The sequence below is a fragment of the Actimicrobium sp. GrIS 1.19 genome (genome assembly GCF_035984655.1).
Lineage (GTDB): Bacteria > Pseudomonadota > Gammaproteobacteria > Burkholderiales > Burkholderiaceae_D > Actimicrobium.
Genome location: NZ_JAXCHT010000002.1, coordinates 329,219 through 344,757, shown reverse-complemented (window position 1 = coordinate 344,757; position 15,539 = coordinate 329,219). Strand labels below are relative to the sequence as shown.

The window sequence follows — 15,539 nt, the reverse complement described above, 5'->3', positions numbered from 1 at the left end:
CCGCCTAATAATTAGGCAGGAGTAGTAGAACACCTGGGTCAGTTTTCAGTCGGCACAACGCCTACAAGTGGGTCAGTTTTCGGTCGGCGCCAACAGCCTTGGGGGACCCACCAAAGCCGCCCACAAGATGGCCGTATCCAACACCACGATTCATGACTGGATCAAGCGTCAGCGGATCGTTGACATCGACAAGGCAAAAGTCATGGCAAAGCTGAGCGGTATGGAGTTACAGCTGCTGCGGAGTACAGATTGATGTCAGTTCCTACCCAATCCGTGCTCGACATCCTTCAACAGTACAACAGAAAAGACCACGTTCAAGAAAGCCGAAGACCAAAGCAGGTCCGTATCGTTGATGTGAACAATGACGTAACCTGTGCCATCGAAAATCTGGGTGGGGTGATTGAAGCTTGTCGGCTGCTTGGCGTCACGCCCGAAGACATTGACATATGGATTGACACATATTTTGTGCCTTCGCCATTTGCAGCGATGATTGAAAAAGCCACGCAGTATTCACAATACTCTTTGCAAACGTCGACGTTTTACATTGTAGATCAGGGACAATATTGGCCACATCGACCGAGTATTGACGAGCTAAAAAAACGGAATGGGCGTGGTATCTACAAGAGAATTACGGCTCCGAATCCAAGACTTCGTCGATAATTTTGGTTAATGGACCCCACCTACATTCCCTTCTTACTTAGAATTTGCATGAATTCAGTTACTTGACACGAGTGATTTTAGTCCGTTGGATCATTGGGAATTGACGATGCCGTCTTTTCTTTGCCGGCAGCCATCATCGCACTAGTAGCCATATTCACGCTCAACCTAACGGGGTCAAGGTCGAGCCTTGCATAAATCGCTGTTGTTGCCACATTTTTGTGGTTCAATGATTTACCGATAATCGCAAGTGATGCTCCGGATTTTGCTTGCCAGCTGCCCAATGTACGACGGAGATCGTGCACCCTTAAATTTTCCAACGCGGCATGTTCCAATATCCGCTTCCAACTTTTTTTTGGTTCCATAAGGTGACCACTTTTTCCAGAGCCGGGGAAGACGAATGTTGCCACCTGTTGAGGCTCTCTTTCTTTCAAGATCGATATCACCTCTGGCGATAATGTAACTGTCTGTGGTGTCCCGTTCTTGGTTTCCTCAATCCGCCATTCGGCCCTCTCGAAATTTATATCGGCCCAACGCATGCTCAAGACGTTCGCTCGCCTCGCACCGGTTAGAAGTGACACCAAAAAATAATCTTTCATTGTTTGATTCGTTTCCTCCGCCAGCGCCGCAAAAAAACGTGGAAATTCGTCACCCTGCAAGAACCTATCACGGCTATTTTCCCTGTTGCGTTTGATCCCCTTTGCTGTATTGACGTCGCACAAGCCGACGTTGATGCCCCAGCCATACACACTGGACACCAGCGCCAGCACCCGGTTTGCAACGATAGGATGACCGCCCAGGGTGATACTGCTGTGTATGCTTGCAACGACATTCCGGTCAATTGCAGACAATTTCTTGTTCCCCAACGGCTTACTCAAATATTGCTCGTATCGCTGAGCGTCCTCCGCCCAAGTCAGCTTGTTGGGCTTGGCATGACGGCGGATATATTCGCCGAACAGATCGCCAAATGTGGGTTCTGCCTTATGGGCTCGTTTTACCGCAGCTGGATTTTTGCCGTCCGCAATAGCCGCATTGATTTGCCCTGCCTGACGCCTTGCCTGGTCGATGGACATGTCAGTGTAGCGACCTAGGGTTACACGCTCAGGTTGCCCTCCCCTCACGCGCCGGAAAACACAGAACGTTTTGGATCCACTGGCAGCAATTCGAAGCTGCAACCCGGACGCCAATTTGTGGGAGTCGTGGTAGGTAACACGGTCAGTTTCCGGGAGTGGTAACGAAGCAATGTTATCTTTTGTGAAATTTATTTCTAACTTTTTTTGAGACATGAGCCATTCCGTATTTCAACGTTGCGGGGTTACGCCGGGGTTACAATCCCGGAGTATTTCGGTATATATTTAAATATAACCGCCAACGAATATTACGGATAAGCCGTTGATTTGTATAGATTAAAATATAATAGAATATGCTGGGATATAACGGACCTTGGGACTGTTAATCCGCAGGTCCCTGGTTCGAGTCCAGGTCGGGGAGCCAAGAATCCAGAGGGTCAGCCATGTGCTGACCCTTGTTCGTTTACGGGTTCTGCGCCATTTCTGCGCCATTGGGTCGCCAACTCAGGAGGCTTCAATGCCACACGCGCACCATCCCAATATCAAGTCCGAGTACGCCTCGTCGGTGCGCCCCAAGCAAGCATGACATTTTAGGTTGACCGATCTTCCATGGCCTGAGGCCCGTTATGCACCGGTCAGATCAAGTCAATTGCCCCCGAACACCCCCGGCCCATCCCGACATCAACCCTTGAAAGTGTGTCGCCAGGCCACCGGCGAGACCTGAAATGCGCGCCGGAAGTGCAATCTGAATGACTCCTGCGAGCCGAAACCGACCAATGCGGCAATGGCTTCAATCGAATGGTCGCTGGATTCAAGCAACCGCTGGGCGAACGTGAGGCGTTCATCGTGCAGCCACTGGCCAACTGTGGTTCCGGTGAGCTGGCGAAATTGCCGCGTTAGCGTACGGCGACTCATCAGCGCCTGCGCTGAGAGACTATCAAGACTATGCGGCGCGCCGAGATTGGCACGCACTGTCTCCAGCAAACCGGATAGCCGGTTCTCTCTGGACGTGACCGGTATGGGCTGCGCGATGAATTGTGCTTGTCCGCCCCGCCGATGCGGCGCAACCACGAGTCGCCGGGCGACCAGATTGGCTGACGCGGCGCCGTAACGTTGACGCACCATGTGCAGGCAGCAATCGATGCCAGCGGCGGTGCCAGCTGAAGTCAGCACGTTGCCATCCTCGACATACAGCACATTGGCATTCACACGCACTGTCGGGTAACGCTGTGCGAAATCGCCGGCATACGACCAGTGAGTGGTGGCAGATCTGCCATCCAGCAGGCCGGCTTCGGCAAGGACATACGACCCGAGGCAAAGTCCGACGATTTGCGCGCCGCGCCGATGGGCCGCGACCAGGGCTTTGAGAAGCAATGCCGGCGGCTTTTCCGCCGGATCACGCCAGCCGGGAACAATGATGGTGTCGGCCGTCTTCAGCGCAGCCAGGCCATATTTGGCACCTACCGTAAAACCTGCCGTTGTGGTGATCAGCCCGGACTCGGCAGCGCACACCTTGAGCGCAATGCGAGGCATGCCCGGATGACTCTCGCCAAACACGGCGCAAGGCACCGAAAGATGAAAGGGGCTGATGCGATCAAACGCCAGAACGGCGATGGTGATTTATGGCATGTCGGTCTGGCCAAAAGAAAAATATTGCCCGATCTTACCGCTTAATGCCCTTCGGGTCGCTATCGCGAAATCAAGCAATACGACAACATGTGCTTTCCCCAACCCACCAGGAATTCCTCATGCCGACCCAAGCCCTGATCGTTATCGACGTACAAAACGATTATTTCCCTGAAGGGAAATACCCGACCTGGAATGCCGACATCACGCTGAAAAGAATCGAGCAGGCCATTGCCACGGCCCGTACAAAGGACATCACGGTCATTCTTGTCCAGCACATCGCCCCTGCGGCCAAAGGCCTGGCGCCCTTTTTGAACGAAGGCACGAACGGTGCAGGAATTCATCCGCGCATTCTTGCCGCGGCGCCAGACAGCATCATCGTCACCAAGAGCTTCGCAGACAGTTTTCACCACACCACGCTGGAAGCCGAGCTGTCAAAGCGGCAGGTCGATACGTTGCTTATCTGCGGCATGCTGACCCAGAATTGCGTGACGCATACCGCGATCTCAAAGGCCGCTGAAAAATACGCGGTAACGATACTGCCAGACTGCTGCACGACCGATACCCAAATGACCCACGCACTGGCGATGAACGCCCTCGCGGTTCGCCTCCCATTGGCGGCATCGGATTCCGTCTTCAATTGATGGCGCATCGCCTCCACCAGCGGCCCGTGATGGAGGCGTTGAGGTCGACGCCCCGTCGCCCGTAACCCGCTTACGCTACCAGCGCATCCAGCGTCGCCTTCTTCAACAAGGTCGACATCGCGGGGTTGAAGGGCCCGCCAAAGCGCGCAGCCACGGCAAGGCAACACACGCCATGGGCTGCCGCCCACGTGATCTGTGCGGCCAGTTCAGGCGTCGTCGTTAGCAATCCCTTTTCCTGCAGCCGCGTGAAATTTTCAGTCAAGCCCGCAAACGACGCCAATCCGATTGCCGACAAAGGTCCCGATGTCATTTGCCGATTCATCATGTCGAACAGGGCCGGCTCTTCCAGCGCAAACGTGACATACGCATCCCAACCGTATTCGATATCCGTACGCGCGTCCTCGCTGCGCACCAGGTTCTTTCGCGCGATGGCGTGGGCGAAGGTGGCGTCGATCACAGCCTGATGCAGCCCGCCGAGGCTGCCAAAGTGATGGTAGATCGTCGGCGCCTTGATGCCGACCCGCTCGCAGATCGCGCGCGCCGACGCAGCATCCGCACCCTGTTCGCGCAACAGCACCAGTGCGGCCGACAGGATGCGCTCTTTCATGGATTGTTCGTGCTTGACCAAGAACCGGTTCCTCTCAAATGTAAACGCGCTCAGTATAACCGTGTTATATTAAAAACTTAACGACGTTATACGAACGACGACCGATTGTTACCCCTCAGTTTATCAGTCTTGCCCACCGGAGATTTCCATGAAAAAATTCGATCAGAAAGTCGCAGTCATCACAGGTTCCAGCCACGGCATCGGCGCCGCCATCGCCCGACGATTGGCGCGCGATGGCGCGGCCGTCGTCATCAATTACGCCAGCAATGCCGCCGCAGCAGAGTCGATCGTCGCAGAGATTACCAGCGCGGGGGGGCGCGCCATCGCGGTCCAGGCTGACGTCACCAAGGCTGCCGACATCGCCAGGCTGTTTGAAGAAACCGAGCGCGCTTTCGGACGGCTCGACATTCTCGTCAACAATGCCGGCATCGGCGTGCTGAAGCCGCTCGACGAAGTCGATGAAGCAGATTGGGACCGGGTCTTCGCGCTCAATGCCAAGGCGCCGCTGTTTGTTGCAAAGGAAGCGGCAAAGCGGCTCGGGCCGGACGGCCGCATTGTGAATGTGTCGTCCTCCACCACCTATTTTCCGTTGGCAAATACCGCAATCTACGCCGCCAGCAAAATCGTTCCGCGCATGTACACCGAAGTGCTCGCAAAGGAACTGGGTGCACGTGGCATCACGGTCAATTCGGTCGCGCCAGGCCCGACCTCACCGGGCATGTTCGAGAATGCGCCAGCGGCGCTGCAGGCCGAGGCTGCCGCACAGTCGCCATTCAACCGCATTGGTCATCCCGATGACATTGCTGGCGTGGTGGCGTTCCTGGTCAGTGACGACGCGCGCTGGATGACCGGCCAGCACCTGCTCGTCAACGGCGGCGCAACGATTTGAGCACCATGACGCCTACCCGCTACGCGCCGGAAATGGCCACCCGGCAACAACGCGACGACGACATTGCCATTCGATCGCTCACCGAACGCTACACCGATGCAGTAAACCAGCGCGACTGGCCGACCTGGCGGGAATGCTGGACTGCCGATGCCACATGGGAGCTCGGCGCGCCGGTGAATCTGACCACGGTTGGCATCGATGCCATTCTGATTGAGGCCCAGCGGGCGGTCGAGGCCATGTCGCTGTTCGTGCAGATGACCCACGCCGGGGTCATCCTGCACATCACCGACGACACCGCACAGGCGCGCTGGACCTTGAACGAGATCGGTCATATCAAGCCCGACCAGCGCGCCTTGCTGGGCGGCGCCGATGGCATGAACATTCTTGCGACCTATACCGACGACTTGGTGCGCGGCGCCGATCGGCGCTGGCGCTTCTCGCGTCGGAGCTATCGCGTCAAGCTGTTCGATGGAAATGCGCCGGCGGGCGAGGTTGTCGCCGCAGCGCATGGATGACCTCGCGGGCTGCTGTGACAGGCATGCCTGTTTGATTGGCAGCGCCGGAGACTGGCGCGGTTATTGGGGCGAGGCAACCCAGCCGTGCCTTATGCACAAGGTTATCCACAGATTGTGTGCATAAGATTGGGTGCGGGAGCGCACGTGACGCAAGCCGATCCCGCACCCTCTCCACATTGCAGTGACGTCACCGGGTTTTCGCCAGCGCATCCACCCTACTGCGCGTACTGGGCCAGCCCATTCCCGAACGACCAGTTCTCGCGCGCCGTCTCGATCAAATTGATAATCACATCCTCTGCCTTGAACGAGGTCGTGGCGGCAATGTCGGCCGCAGTGCGCGCATAGAAATTCTTCTTCATGTCGACCGAACGGCCGAACGAACAATTGATCTCGATGAACACCACCTGGTCCGTGTGCCGGATGCCGAGAAACTCGTCGGAGCAAATCATGGTGCCGGGCGCCCGCCGGTTGATGGTCAGGAAGCGATCTGGCAGCGGCACGTTGAAGGTCGCCACCAGCGCGCCGTGGACAGCATCGGCGAGCGCGCTCTGGTCGTCTGCGGAAGTGGCTGCGGGAATATCAATACGAACGAGTGGCATGATGTGCTCTCCATAAAGTGATCGCGGCAGACTGCCGGTGCGTCAAGCGCGCGCGACGGCGTCCACGCCAAGCACGCTGGCATCCTCGGCGCCGTGGCCCTGTTCGATCAGCTTGTCCATGCGCGCCGCGACCGCCGGCAGGGTCGCCATCGGACGGGAGCCGGTGGTCTGCAGCATCAGGCCAACGTCCTTGCGCGCCATGCTCAGTTCGAAGCTCGCCGTGAAATCGCCCTTCGCCATGTTCATGCCGCGCCCCTTGACCATCGCGTTCAGATCGAGCAACGAGAGCAATCCGATGGCATCGATTGCATCGACGTCACTGGCCTGCGCCAGCGTCAGGACATCGGCCATGACCCCGACCAGACCAATGATCATGGCATTGCCCAGCAGCTTGTTGGCTGCCGCCAGATCGCTGCGCTCGCCCATGTACTGGACTTTGCCGGTCATCTTTGCGAGGTCGTCGACGACCATGTCATAAAGTGCTTTCGGACCGGCCACCATCATCGCGCCCTGCGCATTGCGCGCTGCGGGCGGCCCCATGAAGACCGGGCAGTGCAGATACTTCAGCCCTGCCGCGCGCATTTTCTCCGCGCGGATCGCTGTCAGCGCCGGCAACGTCGTGCTGTGATCGATCAGGATCGCCTCGGCGGATAATCCCGACCGCGCCGCTGCGATCACTTCCTCGACCACGGCATCGTCCTTCAGGACCAGATGCACCCGGCTGGCGCCATGGACTGCGGCGGCCGGATCGGCGGCAACCTTCACGCCAAAGGCAGTCAGTGCCTGCGCCTTGGCGGCCGAACGGTTCCATGCAGTGACAACGTCACCGCGTTTTGCAGCGGCTTCGGCAAAAGCGGATCCAAGCAATCCGGTACCGAGAAATGCGATAGTGGCCATGGGAATAGTCCTTTTCAAAAATGGGTGATTCGGTAGAAGGAAAAATCAAATCGGTGATGCTGGGCGCCGGTCTGCGGACGACCCCTGTTCGGGCTCAGCTCCGGACAACAGCTGTTCGAGCAACGCCAACCCTGCGGGCCAGTCGCCCAGACCGCTGTCAGCATTGACGTGCCCGCGCGGTCCGATATCGACCAATGGACTGCCCCACTGTTCGGCGCAACCACGCGCGTAGCCGATGCTGCCATACGGGTCGTTCGTGCTGGACACCACAATAGCGGGAAATGGCAAACGTTGCGTCGGCACCGGTGTAAAGCCCGAGGTCTCCGTGGTGGGAAATGCAGCCGCGGCCGGATCGGGCACGGCCACCAGCAAGGCGCCACGGATCTTGACGCCGTAGCGCGCGGCCCAGTGCGCGACCGTCAGGCAACCGAGGCTGTGCGCCACGATCGTGGTGTCGGCGCCGAGTGCCTGCACGTGGCGCGCCAGTGCCGCCACCCAGTCGTCACACGCGACGCGATCCCAATCCGGCACCTGCAGCCGTTCGGCCCTTGGCAAACGCGCCTGCCAAAGGCTTTGCCAATGCCCGGGGCCTGAGTTGCCGATGCCGGGGACGATCAAAATGGGGTGCGTCATGGAATGGACTCCGGGAGAGAAGTCGCCAGTGTAGCCGCGATCGCCGGACCGCATGGCAGCCCCTGCCGCGCCGAAAGGAATGCCTGCGGCACTGCAGTGGAGTCACCCCAGCGCCCGCGCCAGCATGCCGAGCGCGACCGTGCCTGCGACGGCGGCAAAGGCAATCTGCAGGTGCGGTCCGGCCAGGCGCGCCGACACCATGCGACCTGCCATCATGCCGACCAGCGCGCCTGCCGAGAACGGCAGTGCTACCGCCCAGGCCATGCCGCCGCTAAGTGCGCTGGCAACGACACCGCTGAGCGATACCAGCGCGATGACGGCCAGCGAGGTCGCCACGATCGACTGGATCACCAGGTTGGTGTAGCGCTGCAGCGCGGGGACCATCACAAAACCGCCGCCTACGCCCAGCAAGCCGGACATCAACCCGGCGATGGCGCCCGACAGGGCCAGCGCGCGCGCGCAACTGCTGGTCCAGATGAAACGACCGCTGCCCGGGTCGCGCATGCAGGGCTGCATGCTGCGCGCAGGTTGCGTCGCCAGCGCACCGCCACTGGCCTGGCGGAAGGTCTTGAAGGCGACCAGCAGCAGAATGGCGGCGAACAGCACGCTGAGCCAGCGGTTGTCGATGCGGTGCGCAATCCACAGTCCCAGCGGCGACAGCAACGTGCCGGCCGCCGCAATCAGCAGCGCAGCGCGGTAACGCACGATGCCTTCACGCAGACCCAGGAAGGCGCCCAGGGCGGCGGCCATGCCGACCGCCAGCAGGCCGATCGGCCCGGCTTGCGCCACGCTCATCTGCAAGCCGAACACCAGCAGCGGAACGGCCAGAATGCCGCCGCCAGCGCCGGTCAGCGCCAGAATCACGCCGACCACCAGGCCAAGCGTCGATGCGATCAACATGGGTATCCTATGGACACGGCGGCATGACTCACGCGCCTTGCTTGCGACGGGAGGGCAGGCGCTCAAGCAGCGCGAAGATCACCATCCCAACCAGCATCGCTGCGCCGAAAATCAGCGGCTTGGGACTGCCACTGAGCAACGAGGCCAGTGCCGGACCGGGGCAGTAGCCCGCCAGCCCCCAACCCGCGCCGAACACGAGGCCACCAAGCACCAGCCGGCGGTCGATGTGGGAAGCCGTCGGCAGCCGCATCGGACCACCCAGCAGTGCGCGCGGACGGCGACCCGCAACACGAAACGCGACGCTGCCAACGAGGATCGCGCCACCCATGACCATGCCAAGCGACGGGTCCCAGCGACCGGCCAGGTCGAGGAAGCCGAGCACCTTGGCGGGATCGGTCATTCCCGAGACGATCAGGCCGATGCCGAAAACCAGACCGACGATCAAAGCGAACAGTACTTGCATGATGGTTTCCTTAAGCGAGAACGTGACGGACGACGAATACCGTGGCGAATCCGCCCAGCATGAAGGCCAGCGTGGCCACCAGCGAACGCGGCGACAGGCGCGACAGGCCGCACACACCGTGTCCGCTGGTGCAGCCGGAACCGTAGCGGGTGCCAATGCCGACCAGCAGTCCGGCCACGATCAGGGTCGGGGTGTCGGCCTCGATCTGCACCGTCGGCAGCTGCGCCACCATCCCGTAAATCAAGGGTGCGGCAACCATGCCGAGCAGGAACGCCACGCGCCAGGCGATGTCACCCTTGGGCCATTCCAGCAGGCCGCCGAGAATGCCACTGATGCCGGCGATCCTGCCATTGAACAAGATGAACAAGGCCGCCGCCAGCCCGATCAATGCGCCGCCGGCCAATGATGTCCAGGGGGTAAAGTGATTCCAGTCGATCATGATGTCACTCCAGATAATCGTGCTTCACATTGCGGCAGCGGCATCAACGATGCGCTGCCGCTACCATTACAGATCCGCCAGCTCCGGCCTGGCCAGCCACTCGCGCCCCTTGAGCATGCCGCGCCAGTACAGCGGCGGCAAAATGCGCTCCTTGAGAAGCCACGCCAGTCGCGATGGCTTGGTACCATCGATCAGCCAGCCCGGAAAGCTCGGCGCCAGCTTGCCGCCGTAAGTGAATTCGGCCAGCACGATTTTTCCGCGTTCAACCGTCAGCGGGCACGAGCCATAGCCGTCGTAATGCGCACTCCCCTTCACTTTGCCCATCGCCGCCAGCACATTGTGGGCGACCACCGGCGCCTGCTTGCGCGCCGCGGCAGCAGTCTTGGCATTGCCGGAATTGCCGGCGTCGCCGAGCGCGTGGATATTGCTGAAGGTCTTGTGGCGTAACGTGGCCGGGTCGATATCGATCCATCCGGCCGCATCGGCCAGCGGACTGACGCGAATGAAATCCGGCGCAATTTGTGGCGGCACCACATGCAACAGATCGAATTCGCGCGTTATCGATTCGATGCTGCCATCGGCGCTGGCACGGTTGAAGGTGGCGGTCCTGGCGGCGCCGTCGACGCGCGTCAGCGTATGCCCGAAGTTGAGCTGGATGCCATACGCCTCGATGTATTGCATCAGCGCCGGCACGTATGCGGCGACGCCAAACAGCACTGCGCCGGCGTTGCAGAACGCGATATCGATCTGGTCGAGCACGCCTTCGCGCTTCCAGTGATCGGCGGATAGATACATCGCTTTCTGCGGCGCACCGGCACATTTGATCGGCATCGGCGGCTGGGTAAAGATCGCCCTGCCCTTGCGCAGCTCCTGCACCAGTTTCCAGGTGTACGGCGCCAGGTGGTACAGGTAATTCGAGGTCACGCCATTGCGTCCGAGCGTCTCCGACAGGCCCTCGATACTCTGCCAGTTCAGCTTCAAACCCGGGCACACCACCAACTGCTGGTACTTCACCACGCGGCAGCCATCGAGAATCACGGCATTGCGCTCCGGTTCGAACGCTGCCACGGCCGACTTGATCCAGTGCACACCGTGCGGGATGGTCGACGCCATCGTGTGCGCAGTGCTGGCGGCATCGAAGACGCCGCAGCCGACCAGCGTCCAGCCCGGCTGGTAATAGTGCACGTCAGCCGGATCGATGATGGCGATATCCAGCCCCGGACTGCGCGCCAGCATGCTCGCCGCAGTAGCGATCCCGGCCGCGCCGCCGCCAATGATCACCACGGCATGTTCGGCCTCGGCCACTTCGACCGGCGTGCGGCCATGGTTGGCGATACGGCGCACCACCCCTTTCATGTCGAATCCGGCCTGTTGCGCGGCGAAGATAATCTGCGGCAGCGGCAGCTTGCCGGATTCCGACAAGGCCCACATGGTGGTCGAGCGCATGCCGGTGCGGCAAAAGGCCAGCGCCGGCTTGGGCACGCTGGCCAGCAAGGCGCCGAATGCGACGCCCTGCTCGTCGCTGACCTTGCCGGATTCGGCCGGCAGGTAATGCGCCTCGATGCCGGCTTCCTGGGCCGCGCGGGCAATTTCGGCGAACAGTGGCTGGTCAGCGCCTTCGCCATCGGGACGATTGCAAATGATGGCGCGAAAGCCGGCCTGCCGCAGGGTGACCAGCTCGGATGGCAGGATCTGCGGCGATACGGAAATGGCGGGACTGAGTTGCCGAATGTCCATGGAAGTCTCCGTTGGTTTTTATGGTTGGCCCGAGCGCCGCCTCAAGCGACATTGAGGGGAATCTTCAAGTAGCGCGTACCGTTGTCTTCAGGTTGCGGCAAATGACCGGCACGCATGTTCACCTGCACCGATGGCAGCAGCAGCGTCGGCATTGCCAGCGTGGCGTCGCGCGCCGTGCGCATTGCGACGAACCCGGCTTCGCTGATGCCGGCGCGCACATGGATATTATCGGCGCGCTGCTCGGCCACGGTACTGACGAACTGCAGTGTTCGTCCTCCCGGCAGGTAGTCATGGCACATGTACAGCCTGCTGTTGTCGGGCAAGCTCAAGACTCTGGCGATCGAGCGGAACAGCGTGGCGGCGTCGCCTCCCGGAAAGTCGCAACGCGCCGTGCCGTAGTCGGGCATGAACAGGGTATCGCCGACAAACGCGGCGGTCTCGTCTCCGTGGTCGATAACGTATGTCATGCAGGCCGGCGTATGGCCAGGCGTGTGGATGGCGCGGATGGCCAGGCCGCCCAGGGCAAAGGTGTCACCGTCGGCGAACAGCCGGTCGAACTGGCTGCCATCGCGCGCCATCTCGCGACCGGTATTGAACAGCGTGCCGAACACTTGCTGGACTGTCGTGATCTGCTGGCCAATGCCGATCTGGCCGCCGAGTCGCTCCTTGAGATACGGTGCGGCCGACAAATGATCGGCATGCACATGGGTTTCCAGCAGCCAGCGAACGGTGGCGCCCAACTCGCCCACGCGCGCGATCAACTTGTCGGCGGAATGGGTGGTGGTTCGGCCAGAACTGCCGTCGTAGTCGAGGACGCTGTCGATCAGGGCGCATTCACCGGTGCACGTATCCAGCGCCAGATAACTGACGGTCCCTGTGACAGGATCGAAAAAGCCTTCGACGTGAAGTGATGCAGTGCGTGTCATGGTCGTTTCCGGATAGTGGAGGCCTGTTGATACAGGTGTGTCTTGGCTAACCGCAATAAGCATGCCAACTGAACTGGTTACTGGGACGGCCCGCAGGTGCTTGATTTGGCGCAGTTTTTTCCATGCCGAGAGAGCTGCCGCACCGCGCCGCCTGGTCGACCCACTGCCATTGGCAGTTTTCCTTGACAGTGTTGGCAGTGCTGCGACAGAGTGGTTGCATTCCAAGGAGACCGTGTGCCAACCCAACCAGTTATTCCCGCCGAGCGCGCCGCGCAAGTGCAGTCGCTGGTCTCGTACCTTGAACACGAGCCGCACCCGATGATCGTGCTCGATCCCGACTACAACATCCTGGCCGCCAACACGGCCTATCAACGCCAGTTCGCGATCGTTGGCAAACCCACCATCGGCCAGAAATGCTATCGCGTGTCGCATCATTACGAGGTGCCGTGCGACCAGGCCGGCGAGCATTGTCCGATGAAAAAAGCGCAGGAATTGCGCGGCCCCGACCGCGTACTGCATATCCACCATACGCCGCGCGGTCCGGAGCATGTCGATGTCGAACTGCGTCCGATTCTTGATGCAGGCGGCGCCATCACCGCCTATGTGGAACGGCTGGCGGTGGTACGCAGCGTCTCGGCGCATCCGAGCGCCGAGGGTCTGGTCGGCCGCTCACCCGCCTTCAATGCCGCCCTGTCGGCACTGCAACGGGTTGCGCCGTCGACGCTGCCGGTGCTGCTGCTGGGAGAGTCCGGCACCGGCAAGGAATTGTTTGCCCGCGCCGTGCATGAAGCGAGCGAGCGCGCCAGCGGCCCGTTCGTCGTCGTCGATTGCTCGGGACTGACCGAAACGCTGTTCGAAAGCGAATTGTTCGGCCATGAGAAAGGCGCCTTTACCGGCGCCACGGTGCGCAAGCCCGGCCTGGTCGAGACCGCGCAAGGCGGCACCCTGTTCCTTGACGAAATCGGTGATGTGCCACTGGCAATGCAGGTCAAGCTGCTGCGCCTGATCGAGTCCGGCACCTATCGCCGGGTCGGCAGCATTGATACGCTGCACGCGGATTTCCGGTTGGTGGCAGCGACCCACAAGCCGCTCGAAACAATGATGGCGCGGGGCGACTTCCGCCAGGACCTGTACTACCGCATCAGCGCGTTCCCGATCATGCTGCCGCCGTTGCGCGAACGGGTCGAAGACATCGCGTTGCTGGTCAATTCCTTCCTGCAGCGCAGCTCCGCGGGCAGGCGCAAGCTGAGCATCGAGCCGCAGGCGATGGTGCAATTGCAGCGGCGCGACTGGCCCGGCAATATCCGCGAACTGCGCAACGTGCTGGAGCGTGCGCGGCTGTTTGCCGACGATGGCGTGATCCGGGAACTGCATCTTCCCGCAACCCCGGCGGCGCTGGCAACAGCACCAGTGACGGGTGCGCCGCTGGCCCACACGCTGGCGACGTTCAAAGGCACCCGCAGCGAACTGGCCGCGAGCCTGGGCGTGAGCGAACGCACCCTGTACCGTCGCCTGAAACAGCAAGGCCTGGCTTGACGGCGGCGCCACGGCTCAACTGCTGACCATGGCAGGTTGCTGACTTAGCTGCGCCGCATCCCGCACGTCTTGATGCCGAACGGCACGTAAGCCGGGCACCAGCCGATCAGGCCCGTCATCAAGGGCACGAAGCCAACCAGCGCCCACCAGCGCAGATTGCCTTCGAGTACAAAATACAAGCTCAAGACAATGATTCCGAGCAGGATGCGGGCTACGCGATCAATACCACCGACGTTCTTGTTCATGCTATCTCCTTGGTTGTTGAAATTCAGGCCGGGACAAGCCGGAAGCCACCGGTTGCGACTCAACCCAACACGTTTAACGGAATCTTCAGGTAGCGCACGCCATTGGCTTCCGGCTCGGGAAAATGGCCGGCGCGCATGTTCACCTGCACCGCGGGCAGGATCAGCGTCGGCATGTCCAGCGTGGCGTCGCGCGCGGTGCGCATGGCGACAAAAGCTTCTTCGGTAATGCCGTTGCGCACGTGGATGTTCTGGGCGCGCTGTTCTGCCACGGTGCTGACAAACTGCACCTCGCGTCCACCCGGCAAATAGTCGTGACACATGTAGAGCCGGGCATGGGCCGGCAGGCTCAATACCACGTTAATCGAATGAAACAGCGTGCGTGCGTCGCCACCTGGAAAATCACATCGGGCCGTACCGTAGTCGGGCATGAACAGCGTGTCGCCAACAAAGGCAGCGATGTCGTCACCCTCGCCGGCCACGTAGGTCATGCAGGCGGGTGTATGGCCCGGCGTATGCAGCGCCCGGCATGGCACCGAACCAATCCGGAAGACTTCCTCGTCATCGAACAGATGATCGAACTGGCTGCCGTCCCGATTGAAATCGTCACTGGCATTGAACAGCTTGCCGAACACTTGCTGCACGGCGGTGATGTGCTTGCCAATGCCGATTTTCCCGCCGAGTTGTTGCTGCAGGTATGGCGCGGCCGACAGGTGATCGGCATGGGCATGGGTCTCGAGAATCCACTGGACCTCGGCGTTTGTTTCGCGCACCCGCGCAATCAGTTTGTCTGCCGACGTCGTCGTCGTGCGACCGGATTTGGGATCGTAATCCAGCACGCTGTCGATCAGCGCGCATTGCCGGGTGGCCGGATCGATGACGAGGTAACTGACGGTCCATGTATCGGGATCGAAAAAACCTTCGACCTGCAGTCTGGATGGAATCGTCATGGCCTGTCTCCGAAAAATGGCACTGGGTTGCGTTTCACTGCCCATCGTTCGCAATAACCGTACCAGCACGGTCATTCTGGCCGCACAAAAATAGCGAATTGATTTATAACGATTTTTTCTGCAACACGTGCGCGGCGCGGCGTGGACTTGGCAGTGACGTTACTGCCAGCGACAGTCCGTTCTGCCACGGTTGGCAGTCTTGCCGCATG

General features: G+C 60.6%; 19 protein-coding genes. 6 read left to right on the top strand and 13 right to left on the bottom strand.

What is annotated here, in order from left to right; all coding sequences use genetic code 11:
* Positions 1-127 precede the first annotated feature (127 nt).
* Both RCH09_RS03250 and RCH09_RS03245 read left to right on the top strand, forming a co-directional pair.
* The gene (locus RCH09_RS03250; RefSeq protein ID WP_326939596.1) at positions 128-253 is read left to right on the top strand and encodes a hypothetical protein; all 126 of its coding nucleotides are present in this window, start codon (positions 128-130) and stop codon (positions 251-253) included.
* Positions 253-660 (top strand): hypothetical protein, encoded by a 408-nt coding sequence (locus tag RCH09_RS03245; RefSeq protein ID WP_326939595.1) that lies wholly within the window; start codon positions 253-255, stop codon positions 658-660. Before RCH09_RS03250 ends, RCH09_RS03245 begins: the two co-directional genes overlap by 1 nt.
* 77 nt (positions 661-737) lie before the next feature.
* Here the strand turns inward: RCH09_RS03245 and RCH09_RS03240 are convergent, their stop codons facing one another.
* Both RCH09_RS03240 and RCH09_RS03235 read right to left on the bottom strand, forming a co-directional pair.
* Positions 738-1,943 carry a tyrosine-type recombinase/integrase gene (locus RCH09_RS03240; protein WP_326939594.1) on the bottom strand — a complete coding sequence of 402 codons (1,206 nt, stop codon included), beginning with the start codon at positions 1,941-1,943 and terminating at the stop codon, positions 738-740.
* Positions 1,944-2,408: 465 nt separating this feature from the next.
* Positions 2,409-3,347, bottom strand: coding sequence for a helix-turn-helix domain-containing protein (locus RCH09_RS03235; protein WP_442784997.1), 939 nt, complete (start codon positions 3,345-3,347; stop codon positions 2,409-2,411).
* 128 nt (positions 3,348-3,475) lie between these two features.
* Between RCH09_RS03235 and RCH09_RS03225 the strand changes: the two genes are divergently transcribed.
* Positions 3,476-3,997: an isochorismatase family protein gene (locus RCH09_RS03225; RefSeq protein WP_326939592.1), complete on the top strand. Its 522-nt coding sequence runs from the start codon at positions 3,476-3,478 to the stop codon at positions 3,995-3,997.
* A gap of 70 nt (positions 3,998-4,067) precedes the next feature.
* On the opposite strand, the gene RCH09_RS03220 is transcribed toward RCH09_RS03225, so the two are convergent.
* Positions 4,068-4,604, bottom strand: coding sequence for a TetR/AcrR family transcriptional regulator (locus RCH09_RS03220; protein WP_326939591.1), 537 nt, complete (start codon positions 4,602-4,604; stop codon positions 4,068-4,070).
* A 148-nt stretch (positions 4,605-4,752) separates the two neighbouring features.
* Between RCH09_RS03220 and RCH09_RS03215 the strand changes: the two genes are divergently transcribed.
* Positions 4,753-5,493, top strand: a complete 741-nt coding sequence (locus RCH09_RS03215; RefSeq protein WP_326939590.1) for a glucose 1-dehydrogenase — start codon at positions 4,753-4,755, stop codon at positions 5,491-5,493.
* 5 nt (positions 5,494-5,498) lie between these two features.
* A complete protein-coding gene (locus RCH09_RS03210) occupies positions 5,499-6,008 on the top strand; it encodes a nuclear transport factor 2 family protein (RefSeq protein ID WP_326939589.1) in 510 nt (169 codons plus the stop codon).
* Positions 6,009-6,223: 215 nt separating this feature from the next.
* Here the strand turns inward: RCH09_RS03210 and RCH09_RS03205 are convergent, their stop codons facing one another.
* The 8 genes from RCH09_RS03205 to RCH09_RS03170 form a co-directional block, all read right to left on the bottom strand.
* The gene (locus RCH09_RS03205) at positions 6,224-6,607 is read right to left on the bottom strand and encodes a tautomerase family protein (protein WP_326939588.1); all 384 of its coding nucleotides are present in this window, start codon (positions 6,605-6,607) and stop codon (positions 6,224-6,226) included.
* A 42-nt stretch (positions 6,608-6,649) separates the two neighbouring features.
* Positions 6,650-7,504: an NAD(P)-dependent oxidoreductase gene (locus tag RCH09_RS03200; RefSeq protein WP_326939587.1), complete on the bottom strand. Its 855-nt coding sequence runs from the start codon at positions 7,502-7,504 to the stop codon at positions 6,650-6,652.
* A gap of 45 nt (positions 7,505-7,549) precedes the next feature.
* Complete coding sequence (locus RCH09_RS03195; RefSeq protein ID WP_326939586.1) at positions 7,550-8,137, bottom strand: RBBP9/YdeN family alpha/beta hydrolase; 588 nt, start codon at positions 8,135-8,137, stop codon at positions 7,550-7,552.
* A gap of 102 nt (positions 8,138-8,239) precedes the next feature.
* The gene (locus RCH09_RS03190) at positions 8,240-9,037 is read right to left on the bottom strand and encodes a sulfite exporter TauE/SafE family protein (protein ID WP_326939585.1); all 798 of its coding nucleotides are present in this window, start codon (positions 9,035-9,037) and stop codon (positions 8,240-8,242) included.
* Positions 9,038-9,065: 28 nt separating this feature from the next.
* Complete coding sequence (locus RCH09_RS03185) at positions 9,066-9,500, bottom strand: YeeE/YedE family protein (protein ID WP_326939584.1); 435 nt, start codon at positions 9,498-9,500, stop codon at positions 9,066-9,068.
* A 10-nt stretch (positions 9,501-9,510) separates the two neighbouring features.
* Entirely contained in the window at positions 9,511-9,942 is a 432-nt protein-coding gene (locus RCH09_RS03180; protein ID WP_326939608.1) for a YeeE/YedE family protein, read from the bottom strand.
* 63 nt (positions 9,943-10,005) lie between these two features.
* The gene (locus RCH09_RS03175) at positions 10,006-11,676 is read right to left on the bottom strand and encodes a TIGR01244 family sulfur transferase (RefSeq protein WP_326939583.1); all 1,671 of its coding nucleotides are present in this window, start codon (positions 11,674-11,676) and stop codon (positions 10,006-10,008) included.
* 41 nt (positions 11,677-11,717) lie between these two features.
* On the bottom strand, positions 11,718-12,602 hold the full coding sequence (locus tag RCH09_RS03170) for an MBL fold metallo-hydrolase (RefSeq protein WP_326939582.1): 885 nt from the start codon (positions 12,600-12,602) through the stop codon (positions 11,718-11,720).
* A 318-nt stretch (positions 12,603-12,920) separates the two neighbouring features.
* On the opposite strand from RCH09_RS03170, the gene RCH09_RS03165 reads away from it, so the two are divergent.
* Entirely contained in the window at positions 12,921-14,138 is a 1,218-nt protein-coding gene (locus RCH09_RS03165; protein ID WP_442784996.1) for a sigma-54 interaction domain-containing protein, read from the top strand.
* Between the two features lie 44 nt (positions 14,139-14,182).
* Here the strand turns inward: RCH09_RS03165 and RCH09_RS03160 are convergent, their stop codons facing one another.
* Both RCH09_RS03160 and RCH09_RS03155 read right to left on the bottom strand, forming a co-directional pair.
* On the bottom strand, positions 14,183-14,383 hold the full coding sequence (locus tag RCH09_RS03160; protein ID WP_326939580.1) for a YgaP family membrane protein: 201 nt from the start codon (positions 14,381-14,383) through the stop codon (positions 14,183-14,185).
* A 59-nt stretch (positions 14,384-14,442) separates the two neighbouring features.
* Positions 14,443-15,330: an MBL fold metallo-hydrolase gene (locus tag RCH09_RS03155; RefSeq protein ID WP_326939579.1), complete on the bottom strand. Its 888-nt coding sequence runs from the start codon at positions 15,328-15,330 to the stop codon at positions 14,443-14,445.
* Positions 15,331-15,539 lie beyond the last annotated feature (209 nt).